General features: G+C 67.9%; 25 protein-coding genes and 2 tRNA genes. 5 read left to right on the plus strand and 22 right to left on the minus strand.

All coding sequences use genetic code 11. The features are described from left to right. Positions 1–1275, minus strand: a complete 1275-nt coding sequence (locus AACX88_RS06355) for an NRAMP family divalent metal transporter (protein ID WP_201672006.1) — start codon at positions 1273–1275, stop codon at positions 1–3. Between the two features lie 235 nt (positions 1276–1510). On the opposite strand from AACX88_RS06355, the gene AACX88_RS06360 reads away from it, so the two are divergent. Then, positions 1511–2149 carry a GntR family transcriptional regulator gene (locus tag AACX88_RS06360; RefSeq protein WP_009379415.1) on the plus strand — a complete coding sequence of 213 codons (639 nt, stop codon included), beginning with the start codon at positions 1511–1513 and terminating at the stop codon, positions 2147–2149. Between the two features lie 77 nt (positions 2150–2226). Here AACX88_RS06360 and AACX88_RS06365 read toward each other — a convergent pair. The 5 genes from AACX88_RS06365 to AACX88_RS06385 form a co-directional block, all read right to left on the minus strand. Beyond that, a tRNA-Lys gene (locus AACX88_RS06365) sits at positions 2227–2302 on the minus strand. A gap of 102 nt (positions 2303–2404) precedes the next feature. Further along, complete coding sequence (locus AACX88_RS06370) at positions 2405–2725, minus strand: GroES family chaperonin (RefSeq protein ID WP_009379413.1); 321 nt, start codon at positions 2723–2725, stop codon at positions 2405–2407. Then, positions 2718–3005: a DUF3618 domain-containing protein gene (locus AACX88_RS06375; RefSeq protein WP_009379411.1), complete on the minus strand. Its 288-nt coding sequence runs from the start codon at positions 3003–3005 to the stop codon at positions 2718–2720. Before AACX88_RS06375 ends, AACX88_RS06370 begins: the two co-directional genes overlap by 8 nt. A 174-nt stretch (positions 3006–3179) precedes the next feature. Then, the gene (locus AACX88_RS06380; protein ID WP_339392226.1) at positions 3180–4721 is read right to left on the minus strand and encodes a hypothetical protein; all 1542 of its coding nucleotides are present in this window, start codon (positions 4719–4721) and stop codon (positions 3180–3182) included. A 108-nt stretch (positions 4722–4829) separates the two neighbouring features. Next, positions 4830–6629: a hypothetical protein gene (locus AACX88_RS06385; protein ID WP_063249118.1), complete on the minus strand. Its 1800-nt coding sequence runs from the start codon at positions 6627–6629 to the stop codon at positions 4830–4832. A 224-nt stretch (positions 6630–6853) separates the two neighbouring features. Here AACX88_RS06385 and AACX88_RS06390 point away from each other — a divergent pair. Then, a tRNA-His gene (locus AACX88_RS06390) sits at positions 6854–6929 on the plus strand. Here AACX88_RS06390 and AACX88_RS06395 read toward each other — a convergent pair. From AACX88_RS06395 to AACX88_RS06430, 8 genes are all read right to left on the minus strand, one after another. Further along, positions 6922–8601, minus strand: a complete 1680-nt coding sequence (locus AACX88_RS06395; RefSeq protein ID WP_144589013.1) for a recombinase family protein — start codon at positions 8599–8601, stop codon at positions 6922–6924. The genes AACX88_RS06390 and AACX88_RS06395 overlap by 8 nt on opposite strands. A gap of 176 nt (positions 8602–8777) precedes the next feature. Further along, entirely contained in the window at positions 8778–8984 is a 207-nt protein-coding gene (locus AACX88_RS06400; RefSeq protein WP_144589011.1) for a hypothetical protein, read from the minus strand. Positions 8985–8987: 3 nt separating this feature from the next. Continuing rightward, a complete protein-coding gene (locus AACX88_RS06405) occupies positions 8988–9551 on the minus strand; it encodes a hypothetical protein (protein WP_374935762.1) in 564 nt (187 codons plus the stop codon). A gap of 11 nt (positions 9552–9562) precedes the next feature. Next, the gene (locus AACX88_RS06410) at positions 9563–10000 is read right to left on the minus strand and encodes a single-stranded DNA-binding protein (protein WP_026926260.1); all 438 of its coding nucleotides are present in this window, start codon (positions 9998–10000) and stop codon (positions 9563–9565) included. Positions 10001–10082: 82 nt separating this feature from the next. Continuing rightward, the gene (locus AACX88_RS06415) at positions 10083–11861 is read right to left on the minus strand and encodes a type IV secretory system conjugative DNA transfer family protein (protein ID WP_144589010.1); all 1779 of its coding nucleotides are present in this window, start codon (positions 11859–11861) and stop codon (positions 10083–10085) included. Beyond that, positions 11858–12406: a hypothetical protein gene (locus tag AACX88_RS06420; RefSeq protein WP_026926262.1), complete on the minus strand. Its 549-nt coding sequence runs from the start codon at positions 12404–12406 to the stop codon at positions 11858–11860. Before AACX88_RS06420 ends, AACX88_RS06415 begins: the two co-directional genes overlap by 4 nt. Next, on the minus strand, positions 12403–13887 hold the full coding sequence (locus AACX88_RS06425; protein WP_144589008.1) for an ATP-binding protein: 1485 nt from the start codon (positions 13885–13887) through the stop codon (positions 12403–12405). Before AACX88_RS06425 ends, AACX88_RS06420 begins: the two co-directional genes overlap by 4 nt. Then, positions 13884–14714, minus strand: coding sequence for a hypothetical protein (locus tag AACX88_RS06430; protein WP_144589006.1), 831 nt, complete (start codon positions 14712–14714; stop codon positions 13884–13886). The genes AACX88_RS06425 and AACX88_RS06430 overlap by 4 nt, the downstream gene beginning before the upstream one ends. A 115-nt stretch (positions 14715–14829) precedes the next feature. On the opposite strand from AACX88_RS06430, the gene AACX88_RS06435 reads away from it, so the two are divergent. Continuing rightward, the gene (locus tag AACX88_RS06435; RefSeq protein WP_144589004.1) at positions 14830–15891 is read left to right on the plus strand and encodes a CHAT domain-containing protein; all 1062 of its coding nucleotides are present in this window, start codon (positions 14830–14832) and stop codon (positions 15889–15891) included. A 2-nt stretch (positions 15892–15893) separates the two neighbouring features. Here AACX88_RS06435 and AACX88_RS06440 read toward each other — a convergent pair whose 3' ends face one another. From AACX88_RS06440 to AACX88_RS06450, 3 genes are read right to left on the minus strand one after another with little or no spacing between them, the layout of a single operon-like run. Beyond that, the gene (locus AACX88_RS06440; protein ID WP_144589002.1) at positions 15894–17363 is read right to left on the minus strand and encodes a PrgI family protein; all 1470 of its coding nucleotides are present in this window, start codon (positions 17361–17363) and stop codon (positions 15894–15896) included. A 3-nt stretch (positions 17364–17366) separates the two neighbouring features. After that, positions 17367–18734, minus strand: coding sequence for a conjugal transfer protein TrbL (locus tag AACX88_RS06445; protein ID WP_144589000.1), 1368 nt, complete (start codon positions 18732–18734; stop codon positions 17367–17369). A gap of 31 nt (positions 18735–18765) precedes the next feature. Next, entirely contained in the window at positions 18766–19062 is a 297-nt protein-coding gene (locus tag AACX88_RS06450; protein ID WP_375544631.1) for a DUF6112 family protein, read from the minus strand. Between the two features lie 187 nt (positions 19063–19249). Here AACX88_RS06450 and AACX88_RS06455 point away from each other — a divergent pair, with 187 nt between their 5' ends. Then, complete coding sequence (locus tag AACX88_RS06455) at positions 19250–20116, plus strand: TIGR02391 family protein (RefSeq protein ID WP_144588998.1); 867 nt, start codon at positions 19250–19252, stop codon at positions 20114–20116. 8 nt (positions 20117–20124) lie between these two features. Here AACX88_RS06455 and AACX88_RS06460 read toward each other — a convergent pair whose 3' ends face one another. Together AACX88_RS06460 and merA are read right to left on the minus strand one after the other, a co-directional pair. After that, positions 20125–20391: a DUF6112 family protein gene (locus AACX88_RS06460; RefSeq protein ID WP_144588996.1), complete on the minus strand. Its 267-nt coding sequence runs from the start codon at positions 20389–20391 to the stop codon at positions 20125–20127. Between the two features lie 445 nt (positions 20392–20836). Continuing rightward, on the minus strand, positions 20837–22267 hold the full coding sequence (merA, locus tag AACX88_RS06465) for a mercury(II) reductase (RefSeq protein ID WP_144589450.1): 1431 nt from the start codon (positions 22265–22267) through the stop codon (positions 20837–20839). Between the two features lie 94 nt (positions 22268–22361). On the opposite strand from merA, the gene AACX88_RS06470 reads away from it, so the two are divergent. Next, positions 22362–22751, plus strand: a complete 390-nt coding sequence (locus AACX88_RS06470; protein WP_144589451.1) for a heavy metal-responsive transcriptional regulator — start codon at positions 22362–22364, stop codon at positions 22749–22751. 403 nt (positions 22752–23154) lie between these two features. On the opposite strand, the gene AACX88_RS06475 is transcribed toward AACX88_RS06470, so the two are convergent. Genes AACX88_RS06475 through AACX88_RS06485 form a run of 3 tightly spaced genes read right to left on the minus strand, consistent with a single transcriptional unit; the run spans position 23155 to position 26413 of the window. Next, positions 23155–25623, minus strand: a complete 2469-nt coding sequence (locus AACX88_RS06475) for a heavy metal translocating P-type ATPase (protein WP_318547303.1) — start codon at positions 25621–25623, stop codon at positions 23155–23157. A gap of 41 nt (positions 25624–25664) precedes the next feature. Then, positions 25665–25874, minus strand: a complete 210-nt coding sequence (locus AACX88_RS06480; RefSeq protein ID WP_144589453.1) for a heavy-metal-associated domain-containing protein — start codon at positions 25872–25874, stop codon at positions 25665–25667. 56 nt (positions 25875–25930) lie between these two features. Continuing rightward, a complete protein-coding gene (locus AACX88_RS06485; RefSeq protein WP_144589454.1) occupies positions 25931–26413 on the minus strand; it encodes a heavy metal-responsive transcriptional regulator in 483 nt (160 codons plus the stop codon). Positions 26414–26585 lie beyond the last annotated feature (172 nt).

The raw sequence follows: 26585 nt of genomic DNA on the forward strand, positions 1-26585 counted from the left end.
TCAGGCTCCGATTCCGATCATCGCGAAGATGGGGCCGACCGACTGGACGGCCATGTACCAGGACACCAGTGTCGCCGCCGTGCCGAGGACGAGCAACCACTTCGGGTACGAGTCGGTGCGCAGGAGGTTCGGGCGGAACCAGCCGATGTACATGAAGATCGTCAGGCCGATGGGCAGGATGAGGCCGTTGAACCCGCCGACGAAGACGAGCAGGGTCGCCGGTGCGGTACCGACGATGAGGTAGACGACGAGCGAGACGACGATGAAGGCGACCGTGGCCAGCTGCAGCGGCCAGCCGCCGGCGAGCTTCTTCGAGAACGCGGAGAGGAACGTCGCCGAGGTGTAGGCCGCCCCGATGACCGAGCTCAGTGCCGCTGCCCAGAAGATCGCCCCGAAGATCCGGATGCCGGCGTCGCCGAGGACGGCGGCGAAGGCCTGACCGGCGGGGTTGGCGACCTGGCTCTCGAGGTCGAGGACGACGCCGGAGGCGACGACGCCGAAGATCGCGAGGAAGAGGACGTAGCGCATGATGCCGGTGACAACGATGCCCGAGAGCGCCGAGCGCATGACCGCCGGTGCGTTCTCCGGGCCGGTCTTGCCGGAGTCGAGGTAGCGGTGGGCGCCGGAGTAGGTGATGTAGCCGCCGACGGTGCCGCCGACGATCGTCGTGATCGTCGCGAAGTTGATCGTGTCGGGAAAGAAGGACTGGCGCAGGGCCTCACCGACGGGCGGCTGGGAGACGACGGCGACGATGACGGTGAGGACGATCATGCCGACGCCGAGGATGAGGACGACGGTGTCGACGACCTTGCCGGCGCGCTTGAAGAGGAAGATCCCGATCGCGAGGACACCGGTGAGCAGGCCGCCGAGCTTCGGATCGATGCCGAGGAGGGCGTTGAGGCCGAGACCACCGCCGGCGATGTTGCCGATGTTGAAGGCGAGGCCGCCGATCACGATGAGGATCGAGAGCAGGATGCCGGAGCCGGGCACCGCGGACGAGGCGAGCTGGGCTGCGCGTTTGCCCGACGAGGTGATCATCCGCCAGATGTTGAGCTGGATGGCGATGTCGATGAGGATCGAGATGAGGATCGCGAAGGCGAACGCCGCCCCCATCTGCGCGGTGAACGTCGCCGTCTGGGTGATGAATCCCGGACCGATCGCCGAGGTGGCCATGAGGAAGATCGCACCGACGATGGCACTGCGGCTGATCTTCTCGTGCTGCCGGCCGAGCGGACTCTCCTGGTCGGGTGGGGGCGAGACGGGCGTGTGTGACATGGGCTCTCCGATGAGGTGTCGCGGTGTGTGGTCGATGGTGCGCTCGGACGTCGGCGAAGGACGACTGCTGTGTCCTGCTTCACGCGCTGTCCGCTGAATTAGTAAACAATCTACCAACGATTGTTCAACAAGAGTAGACGTGGATCACAGAATCGTCAACGGCGGCGGTCGACACATCAGGGCGAATTGTCGCCCCGTCCAACGTGCTTCGCTGCGCGGTCACTAGGATGGAGATGTGAATCACGAATCCTCCCTGGTCAATCGGCTCACCGATCGCCTCATCGCCGGTGAGCTCCGTCCCGGCGCCCGGCTGTCCGAGGCGGCGCTGGCGAAGGAGTTCGACGTCTCCCGGAACACGCTGCGCGAGGCGTTCCGGGTGCTCGGGGAGCAGGGGCTCGTCGACCATGTTCCCAACCGCGGCGTCTCGGTCGCCTCGCCGTCCACGGCCGATGTCATCGACATCTACCGGGTGCGCCGGACCGTCGAGTGCACCGTGCTCGCCCACGCGCCCCGCAACCATCCGCGGGCCGCGGACATGCTCCGGGCGATCGAGGAGGCGAAGGCCGCCGCCGACGCGGGGGACTGGCTCCAGGTGGGCACGGCGAACATGGCGTTCCACAACGGCGTCGTCGCGCTCTCTGACAGCGTCCGCCTCATGCGGTCCTTCGGTCATGTCCTCGCCGAGCTGCGGCTGGCCTTCCTCAAGGTCGAACTCCTCGATTTCCTCCACGCGCCCTTCGTCGAGCGGAACGAGGAGGTCTATGAGACCTACCTCGGCGACGGCCCCGCGGCCGCCTCGACGCTGCTCGGGAACTACCTCGGCGATTCCGAACGGCAGGTTCTCGGCGCCTACGCCCGCGCCGGCCAGGGGTGAGGCCCGCACCTGCGTCCGCAGTCGACTGAGAATGCGAAAGAACCGCCGTCCGGATGATCCGAACGGCGGTTCTTGGCTGGTGCGCCCCCCGGGACTTGAACCCGGAACCCACTGATTAAGAGTCAGTTGCTCTGCCAATTGAGCTAGAGGCGCCTGTCGCACGTGCCGCGCAACGAGAATTAATACTACTCAGGGGCGCGGCGCTCGTGCAAACCGAGACGGGCCATTATGCGGTTTTGTGACTGAGATCGCAGGTCAGAGGTACATTCCCGCGCTCGACTGCTCGGCGGGTTCGGAGATCGCGTGGACGTCGCGCTCCCGCAGGAGCACATACGCCTGCCCCTCGAGCTCCACCTCGGCGCGGTCCTCGGGATCGTAGAGGACGGTGTCGCCGAGGTCGGCCTGCCGCACATGCGGACCAGCGGCGACGACCTCGCCCCAGACGAGGCGCTTGCCCATCGTCGCGGTCGCGGGGATGACGATCCCCGCCGCGGACTTGCGTTCGCCGGCCTCCTCACCGGGGTCGATGAGGATCCGGTCATGGAGCATTCGGATCGGAAGAGCGGAGTCAGCCACGCCGGTCTCGACCGGAGAACCCGACGACGAGGGCGGCGATGCCGAGCACGGTGCCGGCGCCGAGGGCGATGGCCTCGGGCTTCGGGGACCCGTCCTCTTCGATGACGGTCGACTTCGCCTTGTTGACGGCGCGGGTGAGGAGGACCTTGGGGTGGAGGCGTCCCACCAGTTCGTCGATGTTCTCCGAGAGGCGCTCCTCGCGCAGGCGGATCGACTCCGACAGCTGCGCGGCTGTCGCATTGTCGACGGTCACATCTGAGGTGTAGACGTTGTCTGTCATCGGGTCGCATCCTCCGGATCGCACGTGCATGTCCGCCTGTGACCGGCAGTCACAGGCCCTGCCGCCAAGCTTAGCCGCTGAGTTCTCGCAGTGTCAGTTCGACGCCCCCCGGATTCCCCGCGAGCTGCGTGCCCGACCTCGAAGTTCGCCGCCCCCGCTGAGGCGGTGGGAGGGTCAGGCCGTCTCGTCGCGCCGACTGCGCCGGCCGACGAGGAAGAGGATGAAGCCGACGGCCCCCATGCCGAAGGCGGCGAGGACGAGAACCGGCCACGAGCTCACGATCGTCGAGACGAACGACTCGCCGAACGACGACGAGGCCTGGTTGTTGCCGCGCGGTGCCGGCTGATCGCCACCGGTGATGAGGTCGGTGTCGTCATCGGGGGTGGGGGAGTCGGGGTTGCGCGGGACAGGGTCCGAGTAGTCGGGGTGCGGGCCCTCGCCGGTCGCGCCCGGCAGCCAGTCGGCACCGGTGTCGCCCGGGATGACGTCGCGCCCGGGGCCGGACCCGTTGCCCGTCGAGGGAGCCTCCGTCGTGCGTCCGTCCTCGGACTCGCCGTCCGCGGAGTCCGAGCCCTGGGTGCCGGAGCCGTCGGTGTCGGAGCCGGCACGTGTCGACCCCCCGCTGTCGTCGCCGTTGCCCGTCGGGTTCGAGGCGCCTTCGGAGGAGGCGTCGGCATTCGCGCGGCTCGACGATCCGCCCGAGCCGTCGGCTCGCGATCCGGAGTCCGCCGAGGCGCCCGATCCGGATCCCGATCCCGACGATCCGCCCTCGGAATCGCTTGGGGCGTTGGCATCCGCCGAGGTGGACGAGCCTCCGCCGTCGGATCCGGACCCGCCGCTCGCCGAGCCGTTCGAGTCCGAATCCGCGGAGTCGCCGGAGTCCGTGTACGGGGTGCCGCGGACGACGATGGTGCCGTTGTCGACCTCGAACTTCCAGTTCGGGTTCGAGGTGAAGCCGCTGAAGGTGTAGCGCTCCGAGGAACCGGGCAGGGTGACGTAGCCGTCCGAGTTGAGGGAGAACTCCGTCGGGACCTCCGGTGCCCGCACGTCGATGGGGTTGCCGCTGTCGTCGGTCTCCCCGGTCGAGTCGGCGTCGGCAGGGCTCTCGGTTCCGGAGGCATCGCCCGTCGAATCCGATCCGGAACCGGAGGTGGTATCCGAGGAATCGGTCTCCGCATCGGAGGTTCCCGACTCCGCGGACTGCTGGGCGGGAACACTTTCCGGCTTCGGGCCTGCGAACCGGGCACCGACCCAGCTGACGGGCATATTCGTCGTAGGATCGGAGTTCGTCGTCGGAAGCTTGAGGGTCTTGGCCTTCCCGTCCCAGGTCGCGATGAGAGGGACGGTCGCCGCCACGCAGGGCTCGTCGCCGGTGGCCTCTTCGGGGTTCTCGCAGGCTTCGTCGCCCTTGAACCCGTCGGCGTCGGAGCCGGCGTTGTCCGACCCCTCGGCGTTCGCGTCGCCGTCATCGGCGATGGGATCGCTGCCGGCGTCGGCCGTGCCGTCGCTCGAGGAGTCGGCGCTCGCCCCGGACTCCGCGCTCGCCTCGGACCCCGCGGTCGCACTCGAGTCGGCGGTCGCCTCGGCGGTGGGGGTCGGAGAGGGGGAGGGGGAGGCAGCGACGGGGGAGCCGACGGTCAGGGGCAGGGCCGCGAGGGCAAGCGCAGTGCCGAAAGCGGCCGCGGTGCGGCTGAACTCTCGTGTGGTGATCGGCACTGGGATCCTTCGGTCGGGGTTGCCGGTCATCGGCCCGTCAAGGGGACATGACGTCACGGCACGACGGCCACAATCATAGTGGCTCGGCGTGCGCTCTTAAAGCTCCGCTCATCCGTTCGCGGTCTGCGGGCGCTTCGGATAGGCCCGGATCGTCGAGTCGACGCCGTCGACGATCGCCTGGTTGCCGTTGTCGGTGACGGCGAGGAGGCGGGTGTCGCTGCGGTACGCGGTCTGGCCGGCGATGAGGCACGCCGCCTCGTTGTCGATCGTGCACGGAACGATCGTTCCCCGCGGTTCGGAGAGGTTGACGTCGGCGCGTGTCGTGTCGGCGAGCAGGAGACCGGTCTCGAGGTCGAAGAGGTAGGGTCCGATGTAGGCCCGCTGTCCGCCTTGGCCGCGGACCCACGACATCTCGCCGACGATGTCCGTCGTCGTCGTCACCGTCGAGAGGATCGAGCCGTCGTCGAGGGAGTGGACGACGAGCTGGATGCGGTGCCCGCTGTTCGTCGACGCCCCCTGCTCGCCCCATAGGGCGATGACTTTGCCGTGCCCGGCCGAGATCCATTTGATGATCCGGAGACCGTCGGCAGGGGCTTCGAGGTCGATGTCGCGTTTGTCGCCGGACTCGATGTTCGTCGCCACCACCGGCCCGTCGAAGTCGGCGCTGTAGAGCTCCCCGTTCTCCACCGCCATCGGCGTCGACCCGCTCTCCGGGGTGGGCACGTCGATGAGCCCGTCCTCGCCGAAGGTCGCGAGGCGGTTGCCGGACTTGACGAGCACGCTCGTGCCCGCCGAGGAGATCCGGGTGTTCGGGGGCAGGCTGTAGGACTTCGGGGTGGATTCGCCGTCGAAGAGCGCCTGTGCGGAGTCGCCGACCTGCCAGAGCAGGGCTGCTCGGCCCCCGATCCTCGTGTCGACGGCGAAGGTCGGCGCCTGATCGACCGTGCCCGAGTAGCGCACCGCACCGGTGGCTGAGTCGAGGACTTCGAGCTTGTCGCCGTCGACGACGAGCACGCCGCGATCCGACGCCGTCACCGAGGCGCTGCCGGGGATCTTCGCTTCCCACGTCGGTGTGTTCTCGAACGTCGGGACGATGTCGTCGGTCGTCTCCACGGTGAGATCGGAGGCGGCGTCGAGCTGCTGGTCCGAGTTGATCGTCTGTGGGGATTCGGGGGCGCTGGTGGGGACGATGTTGGGGATGACGAAGGCGCCGATCATGAGGATCGCGATGCCGATGAGGACGAGGCCGGGCACGGTGAGGCGTCCGAGTCGGCGCTGCTTCCTGCCCGCTGGACGCTTCCGCGCGGGCTTCTGCCTCGGCTTCTGCGTGGGCGGGGTCTGGGCTGCCGGTCCCGAGTACGGGGTGCCGAGTGGGTACTCCTCCCCGGCGGCCGCCTCGGTGGACTCCGGCGCACGCCCGGCGTCCGCGCCGGTCGTCGGTGCGGGGTCCGTGCCCATGGCCGCCGCCGGTGCCGCGTCCGCCGCAGTCTCGGAGGAGGGGGAGACTCCGCTCGCCGAGGTTGTGGTCGGGTCGGTCTCCTGAGCAGCCGGTTCGGTCGGGGTCGACTGAGCAGGCGTGGTCGACTGGGCAGCCGGGGTCGGCTGGTCGGGCTGTGAGGTCGGGGCAGGTGCGGAGGCACCGGGAGCCGCGGCCTCGGCCGTCGCGGCAGGTGCGGGCTCCTTCGGCGCAGTGCTCTGGGCGGGGACGATCCGGCCTGCGGCATCGATTTCGACGTCGACGCCCTGGTCGCCGTTGTCGATGGTCACCGACACCGGAGTCTCGGTGGCGCGGGCATAGTCGCCGAGGTAGGTCATCGCCTGGCCCGTGTCCGAGTAGCGACTCGTCGCCCCATCGAGGGACAGGTAGGTGTACCCGTCCTGGGAGACAGAGATCAGCGCACGTGGCATGTACCAGGGGTCCTTGGGAAGTCGACGGCAGGGCGGTGACAATCCTAGTGAATGAGGATGGGGCCTCCCACCGCTTTTCCGAAACCGTTATACATCTCTACGGAATCGTTGCACGTCAGGAGATCTGCGTCTCATTATGCACCTGACCGCCTGTGCGTTTGCCCCACCGCAGTGCGGGACGTTAATATGTATCTTGCTGTCTGCGCCGAGGTGCAGGCTGTGTGGTGGGTATAGCTCAGCTGGTAGAGCGCCGCGTTGTGGTCGCGGATGTCGCGGGTTCAAGTCCCGTTACTCACCCCAAACGGGTCAGGTGTGAACTTGCGACCAAGGGGCCACCCTTGGTCGCGGTTCGCGCCTGGCCCATTCTCTTCGCCTCGGCGGCCCAGCTCAGGGCGTCGGCGTGGAGGCCGGAGAGGCTCAGTCCGTCATACGGGTTCCGGTAGCCGACGCGCACGTCGTTGTCCTCGTCGATGTAGATCGCCCTGAACAGTGCTTGGTTGCACAGTCGGCGGTTCGCGTCGTCGGCGTGCTCGTAGAGGTCGGCTGCGTTGGACAGCAGTTTCAGCGAGTCGTCGAGGTTCGCCCGCGCGTCGGCATAGTGGCCGTGGTGAGCGGTGATCCGGTGCTCGATGGTCTCCAACGACGCGGTGATCCGGTCCTGCTCCTTCTTGAGCAGGTCGAGCGGGATGGCTCCGGCGTAGTGGGCTTGCAGCAACTTCTGCTGCTCGCCTTCGAGTTGGGTTCTCCGGGACGCGAGGTCGGCAAGTTCGGCGGCTCCTTCGGCCATCATCTCGTCGAACCGGGCATGGATCATCGCCGAGACCGCCTGCGTCGTCTCGGGATCGAGCTGCACCTTGGCATAGAAGCGCTCGATGAGCCGTTCGACCTGCTCGATGAGCATCGCCTGCCGGGTGCAGTCGCCTCTGCCACCATGCCTGCTCGCGCACACGAAGTACGGGTAGATCGTGCCCTGGCTGCTCTTGGCGTTGCACACCAGTAGCCGCGAGCCGCACTGGCCGCAGAACACCGTCCCCTTCAAGTAGTGCTCGTGGACTTGCGTTGCATCTGCTGCCGAGCGGTGCGTGCCGAGCATGGTCTGCACCTGGTCCCACACCTCGTTGGGGACGATGGCCTCGTGCGCTCCGGCATAGGTCACGCCCTGGTAGCGGACGCTGCCCTTGTAGTACGGGTTCGTCAGCATCCGATGCACCGACGACTTCCCGATGGGTCGGGACGGTCGCCGCGGCGACGCCGCTGTCGTGAGCCCGCGCGCTACGAGCTCCTGGTGAAGCTGGCTCGTCGTCCAGTCGCCGGATGCGAACACCTGGAACGCCCACCGCACCAACGGGGCTCGCTCCTCGTCGATCTCGACGGTGCGTACTTCCCGCCCGAACTCGTCGCGCACGCCGACGTTGCGGTAGCCGATGGGTGCCTTCGTCACGGTGCCGCCCTGCGCGGCCTTCTGCGACAGACCCTTGACGACCTCGGTGGCGAGGTTGCGGGAGTAGAACTCCGCGATCGAGGACATGATGCCGTGCAGCAGCATCCCGGACGGGGTCTCGTCGATGTTCTCCGTGGCCGACACCAGCGTGACGCCGGCGTCCTTGAGGGCGAGGTGGATGGTCACGTCGTCGGCTCGGTTGCGGGCGAGCCGGTCGACCTTGTGGACGATGCAGTAGTTCGTCTTGTGCTTCGCGACGTACTGGATCATCCGCATCAGTTCGGGCCGGTCGGCCTTGCGCGCGGACTCGCCCGCGTCGACGAACTCCTCGATGATCGTTGCTCCGAGCTGGTCGGCCTTGCGCTGGTTCGCCTCGCGCTGGGCCGGGATCGAGAAGCCCTCCGCCTGGCCGCCCTTCTCCGCCTGCTCCTTCGTGGAGACCCGTAGGTAGGAGACGGCGAATGATCCGGGGAACGGGGTGGGCGCTACGAGGCTGTCTATCGCGGTTCGGTCCGCGTCGATGATCGTCATGGCTCTTCTCCACAGTCACTGGTCCTGCCGACGCGGACTTGTGAGAGCGGATGTTGATCGTGAGAAGAGCCCGAAGGCTGTAGGACTAGGCCGAGTCGGCCACGTTTACTTTGCCTCGCCGTGGCGGCGAAGCGCTAGGACCACAACATCCGCCATCCGCGACGGATGCCTCCATTCTACGACGACGCGCTCGCGGAGGCACGAGGGCGCTTCGGTTGCGTCGATCCCTCCGAACGGCACGCTCCCGACTGTTGGAGCGCCAGGCGGATCAGCAGCTCGCAGAGCTTGTCCAGGTCGGGCGGCTCGTGGAACTCGGCGCGGATCGTCAGCTCGCGCTCGCTCTGTTGACGCTGCCCGGTCTTCCGTTCATAGCGGCGCGCCACGATTCACACCTCGCCCGTCTCCGGGTCGATGCCCGCGAAGAAGGCATCCTCTGCTTCCTGGCGCGCATCCACCATGTCGATCACGAACCGAACGAAGTCTTCGTCGCGATCCGTGATCGGTGAGTCCTCGATGGGCTGAGTGGGGTCTTCACCGGGCCAACTCGTCTGGCGAGTCGGGCGGTCTCGGTCGAGCCGCGTACCGCAGGCCGACACCCAATCACGAAGGCGGGCACGGGCATCGGCGAAGTCGCGGTGCCAGCCGAGCGGTGCCGACCCATTCTGCTCGGGGTCGTATGCGCACAGCCAGTGCAGGTGCAGCGCCGACAGTTCCCAGAGGAGCTCGGGGTGACGGTGCCAGTAGGGCGGAACGACGCTGGCCGGAAGTCCGTAGGTGTGGCGAAGCCAGTCCACCCAACGGTTCAGTTCGAGCAACTCGGCTTCGAGATCGTTGGCGGTCAGCAGATTCCAGTTGACCGGATGCGGCGGCTCGGGCACGTCGAAACGCGGGGACGCGAGACCTGCCTCGGGTGGCATGTCGTCGTGCTCAGGGTGGAACTGATCGCTCATGGCGGGATCGCTCACATTCCGATGGCAGCCGCGGTGGACGGCGCGGCCTGCTGAGGTCCGGTGAACGCCGCGGCGTCTCGGCCGGAAGTGCGTTCGCTGCGATCCACCTCGTAGCGGGTGCGGGCGAGGTCGTGTCCGATGCGCGTCGCGATGAACTCCTCGCCCTCGTACCGCTGGCCGTTGCGCTCGTAGGAGTAGTCGCGCACCCGTCCGTCGGCGATGATGTTGTCGCCCTTGGCGAGCCGCTCGGCTCCCTGCTCGGCAGCACCGCGATACGCAATGAGGTCGTGGAACGTCGTCTCCAGTTGCGTGAAGGAGTTGTCGGGCTCCTTGCGGTAGTGCTCGATGCCGACCTTCATGTAGAGCCGTGCGTCGCCGCGGTCGGTGTAGCTGAGCTGCGGGTCCGAGGCGACAAAGCCGGAGATGGACTGGTGGGTACGAATGGCCATGATGGCGTCCTCCTGAACTCGGGCGACCAGCCGTGTGTGGCCGCTGTGTCAGGCAGGTGCGCTTCGGCACCCAGACGCAGCGTCAGGTGACGGGGCGGTGGCGCAGCAGTGTTTCGAGTTCGTCGCGGTCGCTGCGGAGTTGCGCGGCATCGGGGCGAGTCGGCCAGGCGCGGAGGTCGGTGACGATGGGCGGCGCGGAGCGCAGCATCGCAATGCCGGTGCCGAATGGCAGGGTGCGGATGCGGTCTGGCGGCAGGATCGGGACGCGGCGGATCGAGCGCTGGTTGGAGCGGGTGCCGTGGTCGCCGAGGGTCACGCTGTCGGTGTACTCGTCGCGCTCTCCGATGAGCGTGGAGAGGTCTTGGAGGTCGCGGCTGTTGGATGCGCCGCCGAGGATGATCTTGACGATGCTAGCGTCCCAGATCGCGCCGGCCTGGTGTTCACTCCACCTGTCGCGAGCCTGTGCGAGGGACTGCAAGACCGGCATTGTCGTGATCCCGGTGCCACCGCCTTCGGCCATGAGCGTCGGAAGTGACGGCAGCGGGGCGAGATTCCCGATCTCGTCGAGCGCGAGCAGTAGCGGCGGGTCGAGCCGTGCTCCGGGCGAGCGGGCGGCAAGTCGGCGGGCGGTTTCGATGAGGTCTTCGACGAATGCCGCGACCAGCGATGCCGAGGCTCCTGCTCCTGCTCCGGTGGCGAGCAGGTACAGGGTGCCTTGTTCGGTGAGGAAGGTCTCGGGGTCGAAGTGCTCGTGCGGGCCTGGCGTGACGGCATCGAGTACGCGCGGGTCGGCGAGTGCGGCGAGTGCGAGGGAGACGCCTTGCCAGATGCTGTCGCGGGTCTTGGGGTCGGCGTCGATCATCGCGGCCAGTGAGTCGTCCCAGCCCATCGCGGCGTTCGGGTGTGAGTTGAGGATGGCGACGGCTTCGGACGCGGCGCTGGGGTCGAGGGTCCATCTGAACAGCTCGGCTGGCTGGCGGCCGTCGAGCGCGGCGGCATGCAGCAGGCTTTGGAGTGCGGTGCGGGTTTTGCCTTCCCAGAACCCGCCGGACTCGACCCCTCCGGCGCTGAGTCCTGTGGCGGCTGCGAGGCCGTTAGCGCGGATCATCGCGGTCAGCGGATCGTCACAGCCGCGAATGGGCGACCAGCGCAGCCCGGCGGGGATGCCTTCGGCGAGGTGTTGCGGGTCGAACACCGCGACCGGTCCGCCCCTGCGGCGTCGGGCGCGGAGGGTCGCGGTGAGGTTGTCGGGCCTGGTGCTGGTGGTGACGACCGCTCCGGGTGCGTCGAGGATCGCGTTGATGACGACATGTAGGCCCTTGCCTGAGCGGGGTGGGCCGATCAGCAGGATCGAGTCCTCGACCGATGCCCAGACCTTCGTTCCACGACTCGCCCCCAGCAGGTAGCCGACATCCTGCGGTGCTGGCGAGTCCAAGGAGGGCCGCAGCGTGGCCGCGCGGTGAAGCAGTGCCTTTGCGGATGCGGCGGTCTTGACCTCGTGGCTGGTCGCGATCCCCGCCAGTCGGTGCGGGTCGGTCTCTGTCTTCCGCGTGTGGCGGCGCAGCACGATCCACACCCAGACGATCCCAGCAGCGAGTCCGCCGAGCAGTGCCGCGCTGACGAGCCAGTAGGCGACCGGGTTGAGACCGTCGGCACCGAGCGCGGTTGCCGGGTCGCCGGGGTTGAACAGCACGGCGAGTCCCGCCGCTGCGCCGGCGTCTGGCTGGGGTGTGCCGGTGAGGAACGCGGCGACACTGCCACCGGCGCGGAGAACGAGGGCGATCCCGAACATGCCGATCAGCCCAATGAGGGCGGCATTGGTGAGTTCGTCGCCCATGCCCCCGGCCTGCCGCTGGTTCATGTCAGCCGCCGCACCGCGAGCGTGCCCGAGATGCGCCCGAACAGGATCACCTCGTGTGTGCCGTCGGGTAGGTCGTCGAGGTCGATGAGCGTCCGGGCTTCGCCGGTCCCGGTAGCGTCGGTGTGGGAGACGATCGTCGCGACAGCGACATCCTCGCCAGGCACGAACCCGCCCGCGGTGACCTCAGCCAAGCGCGGCACCCGTCGGGCGTGGCGACTTCGACGAGTTTCCGGCGCAGGGGTCTCGGACGGTGCGACTGCGCGTCGGGGTTTGCGGGTGCGGAGGATGTCGGTGAAGACGCTGCCGTCGTTCTCGCGCACCTCGACTCGGACTGCGATGGTGCGGTCGTTGGTGATGGCATCCATGAGCGGCCCGAACGTCGCGCGCGTCCAGTCGCCCGCGTCCGGCGACGCGAACGGTGTTCCATCGACCGTGGCGGTGAGGGTGCCGTCTGCGGCGACGGTGACGAGGACGTGCGGCAGCTCGACGGGAGCCGTGGCATCGTCTTCGTTCGGGGTGGATCGGCGCGGGCCGGTGAGGTTCATCGGTGTCCTCCTGCGGCGCGGCTGCTGGTGTCGAACAGGGCGAGTTCGTCGGGGTGGAGTTGGTGCTGGCAGACGAAGCTCCTGGCCTTGATCCGCCACAGCCCTTGGCCGACGCCAAGGTTCGGCAAGAGCTGCTGCTCCGTGCCGGTCAGACCGAGGGCGGTCGCGGTCGGTCCGAGCTGGTCGGACTCCTGCCGGTACACGATCCGCGTTTCCGCGTTCGCGAGTAGTGAGTTCGCCAGGGAGCGCATGGCTGAGCCTTGGTCGCCCACGTTGTCGAGGTCGGTGAGCTTGTGGAAGATCAGCATGTTCGCGATCCCGTAGTGCCGCGCGAGTCGCCAGTGCGCATCCATCCGCCGCAGCAGCGCGGGATGGGACATGAGCCGCCAAGCCTCGTCGTAGATCACCCACCGCTGCCCACCGTTCGGGTCGAGCAGCGCGGACTCCATCCACGCCGACGAGCACGTCATCAACACCGAAATGAGCGTCGAGTTCTCGGTGACGCGCGAGAGATCGAGCGAGATCATCGGCAGCGACGGGTCGAACGCGACCGTCGAAGGCCCATCGAACAGTCCGGCCAGGTCGCCGGCCACGAGACGGCGCAGCGCGTGGCCGACGAGCCTGCCGTCCTCGGCCAACCGGCCGTCGGCATCCGCGCTCGGGGCGAGGATGCGGTCAACGACCATCGGCAGGATCGGCACATCGTTCTCCCGCACCGTCTGGGTCAGGGCGATGTCGATCGCGGTGTGCTCCAACGGCGACAATCCCCGCGCGAGCACGGTCTCCGCGAGTGCGCCGATCAGGTCACGCCGCCGGGCCGCGACGGTCGAGGCCCACTGCACGTCCGACAGGCCGCTCGGTCGGTGGCCTTCATCGAGCGGATTCAGGCGAGTGTTGAGTCCGTGACCGAGGACGATGGCACGTCCACCGACAGCATTGGCGACGGCGGTGTGTTCGCCCTTCGGGTCGCCGGGCACGTACACGCGCCGCCCGAACGGCAGCGACCGCGTGTAGAGAGACTTGGCCAGCGATGACTTGCCGGAGCCGACGATCCCGGCCAGCACCACGTTGGGTGCGGTAATGATCCCGCGCGCGTAGAGCACCCACGGGTCGTAGACGAAACTCCCGCCCGAGTAGAGGTCCTGGCCGACGAACACGCCATCGGCACCGAGCCCACCCTCAGCGACGAACGGGTACGCGCCCGCCAGCGTCGCCGATGTGTCCTGATGCCGCGTCAGATGGAACCGACCTGGGGTGCGCAGCCTCGCGGCACCGGGCTCGCCGGCCTTCGGTAGGTAGATAGTGGCGCGGCGCTCGGCGCGCTCTTCCTCGGCCTTCGCCTTCGCTGCGGCGATCGCGGTTCTTCGCTGCTCGGCGTGGAGTCGGGCCTCGGCCTTGCGGCGCTGCTTGCGGAGCTTCCGCCGCTCCTTCGACGGTGCCACCAGAACGGCGGTGTGCAGCCGCGCGCGATCCTCGGTCACAGCACCAGCCCCCGCGCCTGCTTGACTGCGGTGATCTTGGCCGGCTCGAACCACGACCCATCCCGTGTCGGTGCGGGCAGGTCGGCCCGCTTCGGGGCACCCGGCGACGAGTACGACACCAGCAACTCCGGCCCGGCCTGTACCGGCGCGGACTCGACCTGTTCGGCATCCTGGGGCTCTGCCTCTGGTTCGGTGTAGCGGCGCAGCAGCGAGACGTAGCCGACGTGCGGGTTCACGACGAGCGCGTAGTCGCCCGAGAGCGCCACGCGGTCGTTCGTTCCCTCACCGGGCTCGTCGTAGACATACCCGTTCTCCAGCGCGGCCTGCGTGGTCTCGTCCCCGTAGTCCCACTGCGCGAGGAAGTCCACCGCATCGACATGCCCCAGCTCGCCGAGGATGCGCAACGGCCGGTCGGCCTCCTCGCCCTGGAGGAACACCACACTGACCCACCGCGACGGCACGGGCTTCTCGACGGCGGGCTCCGGGTGCCACGCGATCCGCCCCGCGGCGATGGACCCTTCCGCGAGCCGGTCGTACGCCCGGTCGACGAGATTCGCCGCCTGACGCAGTTCCTCCGCAGTGGCGAGAGCGTCGCGCACTCCCGCCTCGTGGCTCCCGGCGTCGTTGAACGCGTGCGCAGCCTTGCGCTCATGGGCATCGGCGACCTGGTCGAGCGCCTGCCGCAGCGAGCGCATACCCGAGGACAGATCACCGATCACCCCATACATCTCGGCGGGCTGATCGAACCCCCGGCTCGCGTGCGCGAGGCCGCGCAAGGCCTCGGACGCCTCGGCGGCGTCAGCAGTCGAATCGAAGAACGTAGGCATGGTGACCTCCTGGTGCCGTATGACGGGGAGGTGCGCACCAGCGAACGGAAAATGTCGGTGGTCAGGCCTAGCGTTGTAGATGACACGAAAGCAACCGAAGCAGGAGCACGACAGAGTGAGCGCAAGTCAGTACCGAGGACAGCTTGACCGCAAGCGCAAACAGCGGATCGACGCGGACAAGAAGGCGGGTGAGTACCGGTCGAAGGAGTCCTCGAAGCGAGCCGATGCCGCCAAGGCACGGCAGGCTGCCGCAAAGACGACGAGCAGTTCCACCCGCAGCAGCAAGTTGCGAGAAGCCGAGCGCCGAGAGAAGGAAGCGGAGACTGCGGGCAAGGAGGCCAGCCGCTGGCAGACACGGGCAGCCGGCTACGCGAAGGACGAGGCCGCGCTACAGACCAAGCTCTCCCGCGCCGAACAGTCGGAGGCCGATGCCGCCGAGAGACGCCGAAAGAGCGAGCAGCAGCGTGCCGACCGGCGGGCGGCGGCTGAACGTGCCCAGCTTGAATCGCGGATCAGCGGTGCCGAGGTAGCCGTCAGCCACGCGCTGCGTCAGCTCCCAGCGCCCAAGCCGGAGAAGCTCAGAGTGCTCATGCTGGGTGCTTCGGCCGAAGGTGACCTCCGCGTTGGAAGGGAGCAGAAGCGCATCCGGGCAGCGGTCGAGTCGGCTTTGCACCGTGACCAGATCGAACTCGATGTGCGGCCAGCAGCAACCACGGCTGACCTACTGGACGGCATCACGAAGTTCCGCCCTCACGTGGTCCACTTCTCGGGCCACAGCAACGACGACCTGATCGTCTTTGAGGATGAAGCAGACGAACCCCACGAGGGAGTGATCGTGACGGCGCGAGCCTTCGCACGCGCGATCAGCGCAACCGACGATCCTCCGCTCCTCGTCCTGCTGAACTCCTGCCGCTCCGCAGCCCAGATCGACGATCTGGTGGCTCAGGTCGTGCCGTTCGCTATCGGGATGGCGGACAGCATTGAAGATGCCGATGCGATCAACTACGCCGCACAGTTCTACGCGGCAGTCGCGAACGGGCAGTCCATCAACTCTTCCCACCTGTCGGGACAAGCTGCGCTCGAACTCGCGGGACTGGAAAGCGCCGACCTGCCGACCCTTGCCTGGGCACCCGACGTCGATCCATCAACCGCGATCCTTGTCAGCCCCGAAGGCTGAACTCAGACCCGTCGGCAGAGCGGTAGTGCGGCGGCTGTGAATGCGGCGGCTTGCTGGCCGACGAGGAGCCGGGTCTCGCAGGAGGCTTGGATCGCTGCTTGCTCGATGGCGGCGACGGCGGCGTCGAGTTCCTCGACGGTGGATGCGGAGACGGCGATGAGGCCGGTGTAGCGGAGGATGCCGTGGCCGGCTGTGAGGTCTGCTTCTTGCTGGAGCACGTCGTGATACTCCGCCGTCTGGGAGGCGTCCTCGATCTGGCCGATCTTCGCCCGCTGGGCCTGGTCGGAGATGTGCTCGACCTTCTTCTTGCGGATGTCGCGAGCAGCGGCATCGGAGCGCATCGGGGTGCAGATCAGCGAGAACGACCGCTGGATGCCGGTGGACAGCAACACCGGCGACAGGAATCCCGGATAGACGAGCGACCGCGGCCACTCGCTGACCCAGAGCACCGCGTGGTGAGCGGAGTCGGTGCGCAACCTGCCCCAGGTCTCGGTGACCGCAACCGGCCCCGCGGTCGCGAGGGACTGGCCGAGCCTGCCGTGGCGTTCCAGGGTGGCGGCGATGGCCGGGTCGTAGGCCGAGCGCAGCATCACCGCGATCTGCCCTGGTGTCAGCCACCCCGAGGGCGAGAGGTCGGCGGAGCGCAGCGCGGCGACGAGTGTGTTCATTTCCTGCCGCAGCACGGCGGCAGCACCGCGCATCCCGGCGCCCGCGGTCCTGATCTGCCGAGCGCTGGTCTTCATGTCCAGTGACAGCGAGAGGGTGGTGGCGTGGCGTTCGCCGGCGGGTCCGGCGCGGTCGATGAGTTCGGCGTAGGTGTCGGCCGCCCATGATCCGTCTGGGGTGCCGTGGGTAGCCCACCATTCTGCGAGTCCGGTGCCGGAGTCTGGGAGGGTGCGTTCGAGGACTTGCAACGTGGCGATCCGCCCGGAGCGGCAGACGGTGGCCAGCACGCGGCCCCAGGAGCTGACGCGGCGTTCCTGCTCGCCGGGATCGAGGAGCACGAACGCGGGATGCGTGACCTCGCACACCACGGTCAACGTGGCGGCGTGGGGGTCGTGGATCATCCCCGCTCCGGTGTCGGGGTCGGTGTACTCGCGCAGTCGCGCCATGTCGCCGGGCAGTGCGAGGGTGCCGACGGGGCGCGGGACGACGATCCTGCGCCGGTACAGCAGTTGTCCGCCGGTGGTACGCCACAGCCACCAGCAGGCGATGGGCAGCCACTCCACGATCGGCCGGCCCGCGATCGGTATCCAAGTCAGCGCGGCGGCGAGTACCCAGATCGGGGCACTGTAGGCGAGCAGCATCCCACCTCCGGCGTAGAACGCGCCGATGAGTGTGGCTCCGCCGATGGCGAGTGTGATGAGCTGGGTCAGCGACAGGCCGAGGAGGACGCCGCGGCGGGTGAGGCGGGAGAACTTCACCGGCACGAGTTCACCCGCAGTGGGCCGGTCGTGGTTCGTGCTGCTCATCATCTACTCCTTTGGTGGGCGTGGCGCGGGCGGCGGGGGCTGCTTCGGCGGCGGTGACGGGTCGGTGCTCGGCGGTCGTGGTGCCGAGACTGACGGCGGTGCCGCAGGTGAGGCGGCGGGCGGTGGCGTTGTCTGCGCGGCTGCGTCGGCGGCGTGCTCACCCTGGGCTCCCAGCGCCGTTCCGGCCTTCGGCCCGGCGGTCGCGGCACCCTTGGCGACACTCGCCCCGACCACCACCCCTGCGGCCACGGGACCGGCTGCGGCCGCGCCGCCGCTCGCTGCGGCACCTCCACCAGCCGCGCCTCCGCCGCTCGCGGCGGGTGCCGGTGCCGGGGTCTTCGGCGGTGGCGGTGCGCTGCTTCCTCCGCCGGAGCCTCCGCCCGCGCTCCCGCCGCCGGTTCCGTCGAGCACCTTCTTCGGATCGCCGCCGCCCTGCGGCTTGGTCGGGACGGGGATCGGGCGGTTGAGTGCGCTCTTGGCGTCCTGCTCGGAACCGATCGCGTGGTACATGTCGAACCCGACGAACGCGATGAACTTGTACGTGAGATACGGGGCGAACGCGGCCATCGCCATCAGCACGATCCCCGCGATGGGATCACTTACCGAGGCGAGGTCGGCGTCGATCGGTGCGGAGACCTGGGTGATCGCGACGAGGAACATCACGACGAGCACGAGCTTGGAGCAGATCAGCGCGACGACGAACATCGCCCACTTCCCGATCCAGCCTCGCGAGGCGTCCCACGAGGCACCAGAGAAGGCGAGCGGCGCGAACGCGACCGCGACCAGCAGGAGTGCTTTCCTGACGAGGAGGGAGAGCCACACGATCGCGGCGGCGGTGATCGCGAGGCCAGCCATGAAGATCGTGATGATGGCACCGACGCCGGGAGCGGCGATGTTGATGCCGACCAGCCCTGCGGCGAGGAGGGCGATCTTGTCGCCCATCGACTGGGTGGTCTCTCCGGCGGCCTGCACGATCCCGATGCACAGTTGATCGACGATTTCCAGCAGCAGCGCGGTCAGCGTGATGACCACGAATGACCCGAGGACGGACTTCGCCAGGCCGAGGGCGGCGCGGGTGAGTGCGGTGGGGTCGCGGCGGATCAGCCCGGTGATGAGTTGGAGGCAGAAGAAGATCAGCATCACGAAGACCGCGATGCCGAACAGCAGGTTGTAGACGGCGATGTAGCCGGGCTTGGTGACATCCACAAGGGTCGTGGTGTCGAAGACCGACCAGACCGCCTCGAACAGCCACCCTGCGGCGGCACCCATCGCCTGGGCGAGCCAGTCGAACGGGGCCGCGACCAGAGACGCGGCTCCTTCGCCGACGGCATCGCAGACCGAGGAGATCACGGGAACGTCGCACACGCCCATCACGAACACCAGCTCTCGCCGACGGGGCGGGTCAGACGGACTGGCCGACGTTCCAGAAGAAGTTGATGAGCGTCACGCTCGCGCCGCAGATCACCGCTGCGCCGCAGGAGACGAGGACGCCGATCTTCCCGCGCGAGGCGAGGTGCGGGTTGGAGGAGTTCGCACCGAAGCCCCACACGATCGCGGACACGATCAGCGCGAGCACGGACAGGATGAGGCCGACGGTCATCACCGCGCCGACGATGGTGCGCAGCTGATTGATCCCCGGCAGGCCGTCGGTGTTGGGGTCGATGTTGATGTCCATCGGCACCAGTAGGGGCGCGGACATGACGTTGGTGAGCAGATCGAACACGGTAGGTCTCCTTGGCGACGGGCGGTCCGCCCGCGAACTCGCAGACGGGTACACGCGACAGGTGCGCTCTCGTCGCCGTCCCTGTCGGTGGACGCCCGTAGCCTCGGAGTATCTGTGCGTCGCTCGCCCGCACGGGACCGCTGAATCGAGGGGTGCAAGGAACATGAGTCAGTACGGGGTGGATTACCTCCAGCGATTGCGTGCCGCTGTTGAGAAGTTCGAGGAAGCGTTCGACGCCTGGATGAGCACTCAGGTTGAGTCGGATCACATGTCGGCGCGCGGCCTCTTTCCCACTGTGTGGACAAAGGAAGGCCAGGATCAGAGCGAGGTTCAACGTCTCGAACTCGGTGTCGCGGAGGCTGCTGGCCTGGCGGCGAGCGCTGTGTCAGTGACCGGCGCCTACATTGGGATCGCTGGTCTCGGAGCGATCGACCCAATCTCCAACTGGTCATTTATGTCTGCACCCAAGGCCCCCATCGCGCCTCGGGATATTCGGACTACTACCGCCAACGTCAAGGGCAGGCTCGACGCGATGATCGTCGACGCCGAGTCACGTACGGACTCTGACCTTCCGACGTTCGCTCCCGCACAGTTTCACCCCGTGGTCTGGGCTGGTGCCTCCGCCCATTGGACGACGCATCAGTACCGAGTTGCAGTTCGTGAAGCGGCCGAAGGCCTCACGGTCCACTGGAAGGAACGTCTCGGCAGGAACGATGTCGATGACACGGTCTTCTGGCAGCAGACGTTGTCGCCAGGCGCACCTGAACCGGGCAAGCCGAAGCTCACCTGGCCGGGAGGGTCGGATGACAAGACGGTGAAGAGCATGCGCGGTGGTCTTGAGCCGCTCGCGAAGGCACTCAACGCGCTGGCCACTGGTCTGAACCTCACGGTCCGCAACGTGACGACCCACACGCGCACCGAACTGTCCGAGCAGGAAGCGATGGAGCGCCTCGCGGCGTACAGCTACCTCGCGCGCCTGCTCGACCGGTGCGAAACAGCGAGCGCCGACGCGGAGGAATCGGATCAATGACCGCAACGCTACAAACTCGACCCGACTGTGAGTAGCCAGTTCATCCAGGCGACGCCGCCTCCGGCGAGGACGGCGGCACCGACGGCGACGAGGACTCCGATGCGGCCTTTGCTGGCGGTGGCGTAGTTGCCGTGGGCTGTCGCGATGGCCCAGACGATCGCGGAGACGATCAGCATGAGGATGGCGTCGATGAGGACGAAGGTCAGGAGCGCGCCGACCACGGCGCGGAGGTCGCCGATGCCGCCGAGCCCGTCGAAGTCGGGGAAGACACCCATCGTCGATCACCCTACCGGCAGGGTCGGATGATCGAAGTGCCCGAATACGGGGGTAAGTGAGTGGCAGGTGCATGTCACTCAGGTGCGTCGGGGCTGCCCACGATCACCGGACGGTCGGCAGCAGGAATTGGGGGGGGCGGTCGTTCGGCGGTAGGTAGAACCCTGATGTCCTGGGTGGGGGTCTGGTGGGTGGGGGTCTCGGTCGGGCGTCGGCGCGTCAGCGTGGTGATCACGGCGACCCAAGGACAGCTGTGATGCCGGCGGTGAAGACTGACGGATGAGTATGACGTCAGCGAAACCGGTCAGCACTCCAGCAGCAAAGAGGGTTGGCCCGGGCGCCAGCAGGCGATCACCACGATTGCGGCTTCGGCTCTCTCCAGAGAAGCCGCCACGGTCCGTGGACTGGTGGTGCTGCTTGTTCACCACGCCGGGTCCGCACGGGGCGTCATACCGCGCAGCAGGAAAGTTTGGAGACGTCGGTGGTGAATGATTGGGCGGCGATCTTAATGCCTTCGGCCATCGTCAGATACGGCGCCCAGCTCCGGGAGACCTGTTCGAGTGTCATCTCGCCTTCGAGGATGTAGACACCGGCCGCGGCGAGTTCACCGGCGTCCTTGGCGACCGCAGTGAGTCCGAGGATGCGACCGGTGTCGGCGTTGACGACGATCTTGATCAAGCCGCGGGTGTCCCGGTTGACCAGCGCGCGGGGCACGTATGTCAGGGTCAGGACCCGGCAGTCGCAGCGGATCCCCGCAGCGAGGACGTCTGCTTCGGTCATGCCCACCGCTGCAAGGGCGGGACTCGTGAACGTCACTCGTGGCAGGCGGGCGTAGTCGACAGTGCGGTCGGTGCTGGTGAACGCATTGTCGACGATCATCGCCCCGTGTTGCGCGGCGACATAGACGAACTCGTGGTGCCCGGTCACGTCCCCGGCAGCCCAGACCCGCCGGTTCGTCGACTGGAGCTGGTCGCTAACCACGACTTCTCCGGCCTCGCCGGTCTTGACCCCGACGGCATTGAGGTTGAGTCCCTCGGTGACCGGGCGACGGCCGGTGGCCACCAACACCCGGTCGGCTCGGAACTCCTGCTCGGTGCCGGAGACGTTCGCCGTCGCGACGACCCCGCCGCTGGCCATGTCGTGGACCACGGAGATGACCTCGGCGGGTCGAACAACGTGGATGCCTTCGTCAGCGAACACGTCCTCCAGGGCCCAGGAGGCTTCGGGTTCCTCTTTCGACGCCAGCCGGGAGCGGACCAGCATGGTGACCCTGGCGCCGAGTCGGGCGAACAACTGTGCTTGTTCCATCGCCACGTAGCCGCCACCGAGCACGAGCAGGGAGTCGGGGACCTCGGTGAGTACCATCGCGGTGGTCGAGGTCAGATAGTCCACGGTGGCCAGCCCGGGGATTGGTGCCGCCCAGGGGGCTGATCCCGTCGCGATCAGGTAATGATCGGCCCTGATCGCCTCGACTTTGCCGTCACCGGTGACGGTGTGCAGCAACGGGCCGTCCGGGGTCCCGGCGAACGAGGCGTCGGCGTGCAGGACCCGCCACCCATACGCGTCGGCCAGGTCCTCGTACTTCTCACCGCGCAATGACTCCACCAGTGACTGAGTGGCACCGACCAGGCCCGGCATGTCCACGGGGCCGGCCGCGGCCGCGATCCCGGGAAACCGCGCGGCATCGGACGCTATATGCAGCGCCTCGGCGGCTGCGAGCAGGCTCTTCGAGGGAATGCAACCAGTGTTCACACAGGTGCCCCCAAACGTTGACCGCTCGATCATCACCACCGACTTGCCCAGCCCGGTGGCCCGGATCGCTGCCGCGAAGGCCGCGCCGCCTGATCCGATGATCGCCAGATCGACCTTCGAGCCCATGATGTGTTCCTCCCAGACGTCGGTTCTCGCCTCCGACCATCATTCTCAACCTTCCACTACACTGGAAGGTCAAGCGAGAGCGGAGGAAGACGTCATGCGTATCGGGGAACTGGCCCAAGCGGCGGGTACCACTGCCAAGACGCTGCGATTCTACGAAGACCAGGGACTTCTGCTGCCTGCAGCGCGAACCGCATCGGGCTACCGCCATTATGGCCCGGAGACTCTCGCCCGGCTCGACTTCATCCATCGCGGCCAAGCCGCAGGACTGACTCTTGCGCAGATCCGACAGATCCTCCAGATCCGCGACAGCGGGACGGCCCCATGTGACCACGTCCGGGAACTGCTGGATATGCGCCTGGCCGAAGTCGATGAGCAGATTGCCGAACTCGGCCGACTGCGTGCGACCATCGCCCAGCTACGGACGGCAGCTGAGAACGTTGAGCCCGAGACGTGTCAGGCCGGCGCGGTCTGCGCCTACCTTTAACGATCTCAGGCGCCACTCGCCTGTGGGGTCCTGTCACCTCGGAGCGGTCGCGTAGCTGTTCCAGGCGGGCACCGGCGAGCCAGGCCCATCGGGTGGCGGCGTCCGATGTCGACACCGATGACGTTGGCGAAGACGGCTGGCGGGGTGGTCGAGGCCAGGTGCAGCAAGGCGGTGTTGCGGCTGGCCCGGATGGTCATCCCGAGCCGGCTCATCCGGCCATGAGCGAGAGCGGCTGGAAGTGCACCGCGTAGCTCAGAGTCGGTGCCCTCGGCAGCGGTGTCGGTGGCGTGTAGGGGCGAAGGCGTGCAGCGTTCTCGTCTCGTGGGCGCCAACCGGACCGAACCGACCCACAGGCTGGCCCGCGCGCACTCCTGTTGCGGGACTGTGAGCTTGACACGCTTGGTTATCTCAGCCGGTTACCCGCGGCTCGATCGAGTTCGGTGTCTTGCGGGTGGGTGCGTCCGACGCTGCCGATGGCCTCGAATAGCAGGGAGGGTCGGCCGCCGAGGGAGTTGATGAAGATCGTGGTGACGGACAGCGCCATCGCGACCATCGCCCACACCGGGTAGACCAGCCCCGTGGTGGCGGCGATGATCCCGGTGCCGTTGAACAAGAACGCCAGGGCGACGTTCTGCCGGGTGCGGCGGTAGCTGGAGCGGCTCGTCTCCCGCGCAGTCAGGATCGCGCGCAGGTCGTCGCGGACGATGACGACGTCGGCGGACTCCACGGCGATGTCGGTGCCGCCGCCCATGGCGATGCCGACGTCGGCCTGCATGAGCGCGGGGGCGTCGTTGATGCCGTCCCCGACCATGGCCACCCGGGTACCACCGGCCTGCAACTCGCGCACGAGGTCAGCCTTGTCCTCAGGCAGTACCCCGGCCCGGACGTCCTCGATGCCGACCTGCGCGGCGACGTGGGCGGCGGCGCGGGCATTGTCGCCGGTAGCCAGCACCGGAGTGATGCCTGCTGCTCGCAGCTGCTCGACGGCCCGGACCGCCTCGGAGCGAAGCTCGTCACCGAGGCCGATGACCCCGAGCAGCTCCCTGTCGGCAGCGACGGCCACCACGGTCCGCCCAGTGCTCTCTAGCCGCGTCACGGTGGCTGCGAGGGGGGTCAGATCAATGCTGTGGTCCGTCAGGAAACGAGGCCGGCCGACCAACACGGCGCGCCCCTCGACGGTGGCGGTGACACCGAAGCCGGTGACCGAGGTGAAGTCCTGGGCCGTCGGCAGGGTCAGACCGCGAGTGGTGGCGGCGGTGACGATGGCCCGGGCCAGCGGATGTTCGGACGGGTTCTCGGCTGCCGCGGCGGTAGTGAGCAGGTCCGCCTCGTCGGTGCGGGCCTCGATTTCGCGGACGGCGGGTCTGCCCTCGGTGAGGGTGCCGGTCTTGTCCAGCACGATGGTGCGGACCTGGCCGAATGTCTGGAACGCCTCCCCGGTACGCATGATGATGCCCTGATCGGCGGCCTCACCGGCGGCGCGCACGATGGCCAGCGGGGCGGCGATCCCCATCGCGCACGGGTAGCCCATGACCAGTACGCCGATGCCAGCGAACACCGCTCGGCGCACCTCCGGCTCCCCGGCTAGTGCCCAGGACCCGGCCAGCCAGCCGGCCAGTGCGAGGGCGGCCAAGATCAGCACGGCCGGGGTGTAGACGCGCAGCACCCGGTCCACCAGGTGGAGGATGCCGGGCTTGAGCGCCCGGGCGTCCTCGACATGCCTGGCCACCTGGGCCAAGAAGCTGTCCGTCCCGACCCGGGTGGCCTCCACCAGCAGGGTGCCGGCGCCGTTGATGGACCCACCGATCACCTCTTCGCCGGCCGATCGTTCGGCCGGGACAGGTTCGCCGGTAACCAGGGACAGGTCGAGGGTGGAGTAGCCGTCAACCACCCGGCCGTCGACCGGAACTCGGTCTCCCGGACGGATGCGTACCAGGTCACCGACCGCGACGTCGGCAACGGGCACGTCCTCCTCGGTCCCGGCGCGGATCAGGCGTGCGGTGTCCGGCTGGAGATCCAGCAGCTTGCGCACGGCTTGGCTGGAGCGGGTCTTGACCAGCAGTGAGAGCCACTCGGAGAAGATGTGGTAGTTCGCCACCAGCACGGTCACGGCGAAGAACGGCGCGGTCGGGTAGTCCGAGAAGACCCCGGTCAGGCCGATGATCCCGCCGGCGATGCCGGCGAAGGCGCCGATCTCCAGCAGCACGTGCTGGTTGAGGATACCCCGCCTTCCGGCCTGGTAGGCCATCCGCAGGATGTGCGGGGCGACGGCGAACACCACCGTCAGGGCCAGGGCGCCGGTCACCCAACCGGCCGCCGTCTCCCCAATCCACCCCGCCTGCCGGCCCGCATAGGCCAGCGCGGCCGGGGCGAGCATCGCCACCGCCCCGAACCCGGCGCGGACCCGGCCGGCCGGCCGCAAGATCGCGTAGGAGACCGGCACCATCAGCGCCACGACCGAGGCGGGTACCAGCACCGACCAGATGCCGGAGACCTCCAGGATCAGGGCGATGGTGGTCAGGCTAGCCACGATCGCGGCCAGCAGGCGCTTGCCTTCGCGGACGAGGTCGGCTTCCTCGTCCTCGAACGGGCGCAGCTTGCGCGGGTCGTACAAGTCATAGCCGATGTCGCGCAGCGTGCCGAGGATGTCCTCGGGTCCGATGAGGTCCGGGTCGTAGTCGACCAGGGCCTGTTCATGGGTGAGGCTGACCGCGACCTTGTCCACGCCGGGCTGGCGGCCCAGCGCCTTCTCGATCGTTCCGGTGCACAGGGAGCAATGCAGGCCCGCGATCCGAGCCCGGATGCGGGCGTGCCCGGCCAGATGGCTCGGCTCCTCCGCCCACAGCTGGCCTGCCTGTTCCGTCTGCGTCACAGTCCTTGTCCCCGTTCCTTGGTCGTCTGCCGCAACGTCTCTTAACCGATGACCGGGTAACCGGCCGTGGCGAGCCGCTCGGCGATCTGTTCGGTACTGGTCTGTGACTCGTCGTAACGCACCGTCACTTGGTTGGTGGCGGAGTCCGCGGCGACGTCGCTCACCCCGCCAAGACGGGTCAACGCCTTGCCGATAGCGCTCTCACAGCCGCCGCAGTGAATGTCTTCGACACGGAACGTATGAGTGGACATGGCACACCTCCTCGTTGGGTTGCTACCAAGCGTAAACGTTCCACTCGACTGGAAGGTCAAGCGAGTTCTGTCCCGCGACGGCCACGAGGTCGCCCCGGCCGTCCCTGCCCCACAGGGGATCGCCCGGCCTGCTCGGCCGTGGCCGGTTTGTGTCGAACGTGTTCGATCAGCCGGCAGGTCCCGCCGGCCTCCGGCAGGCGGTCGGCTTCGGCCACCAGTTCGGTGAGCTGTCGACGAAGGTCTCCCAACTCCCGGATGCGCCGGTCGATGGTGTCCACCTGGGCGTCGAGCACTCCACGGACGTAGGAGCATGGGGCCATGCCTCGTTCGCGGAAGGTGAGGATCTCTTTGACCTCGTCCAGGGCGATGCCCAGACGCTGGGCTGTGCGGATGAACGTCAGCCGGTCGGCGTATGTCTCGTCATAGTCCCGGTAGCCCGACGGTGTGCGAGCCGGTTCGGGCAGCAGCCCGATGGACTCGTAGTAGCGGATCGTCTTCGGATTCACGTCACCGAGCCGAGCCAACTCCCCGATCTTCATGCTCCCATGTTACAGCCAGGTGGAAGGTTTGGGTGAGATGACCGCCACCCAGTAGCGCGTCGGCGTCGAGCTTGACGAACCTGTTCTCTCGCCGTGCGCGGCCGATCAGGCCGTGGCCGAACGCCAGCGCGCCGACGATTCATCAGAGTCCCGATGCGGCCGAAGTTTTCGA

It is taken from the genome of Brevibacterium metallidurans (assembly GCF_037101285.1).
Classification (GTDB): Bacteria; Actinomycetota; Actinomycetes; order Actinomycetales; family Brevibacteriaceae; genus Brevibacterium; species Brevibacterium metallidurans.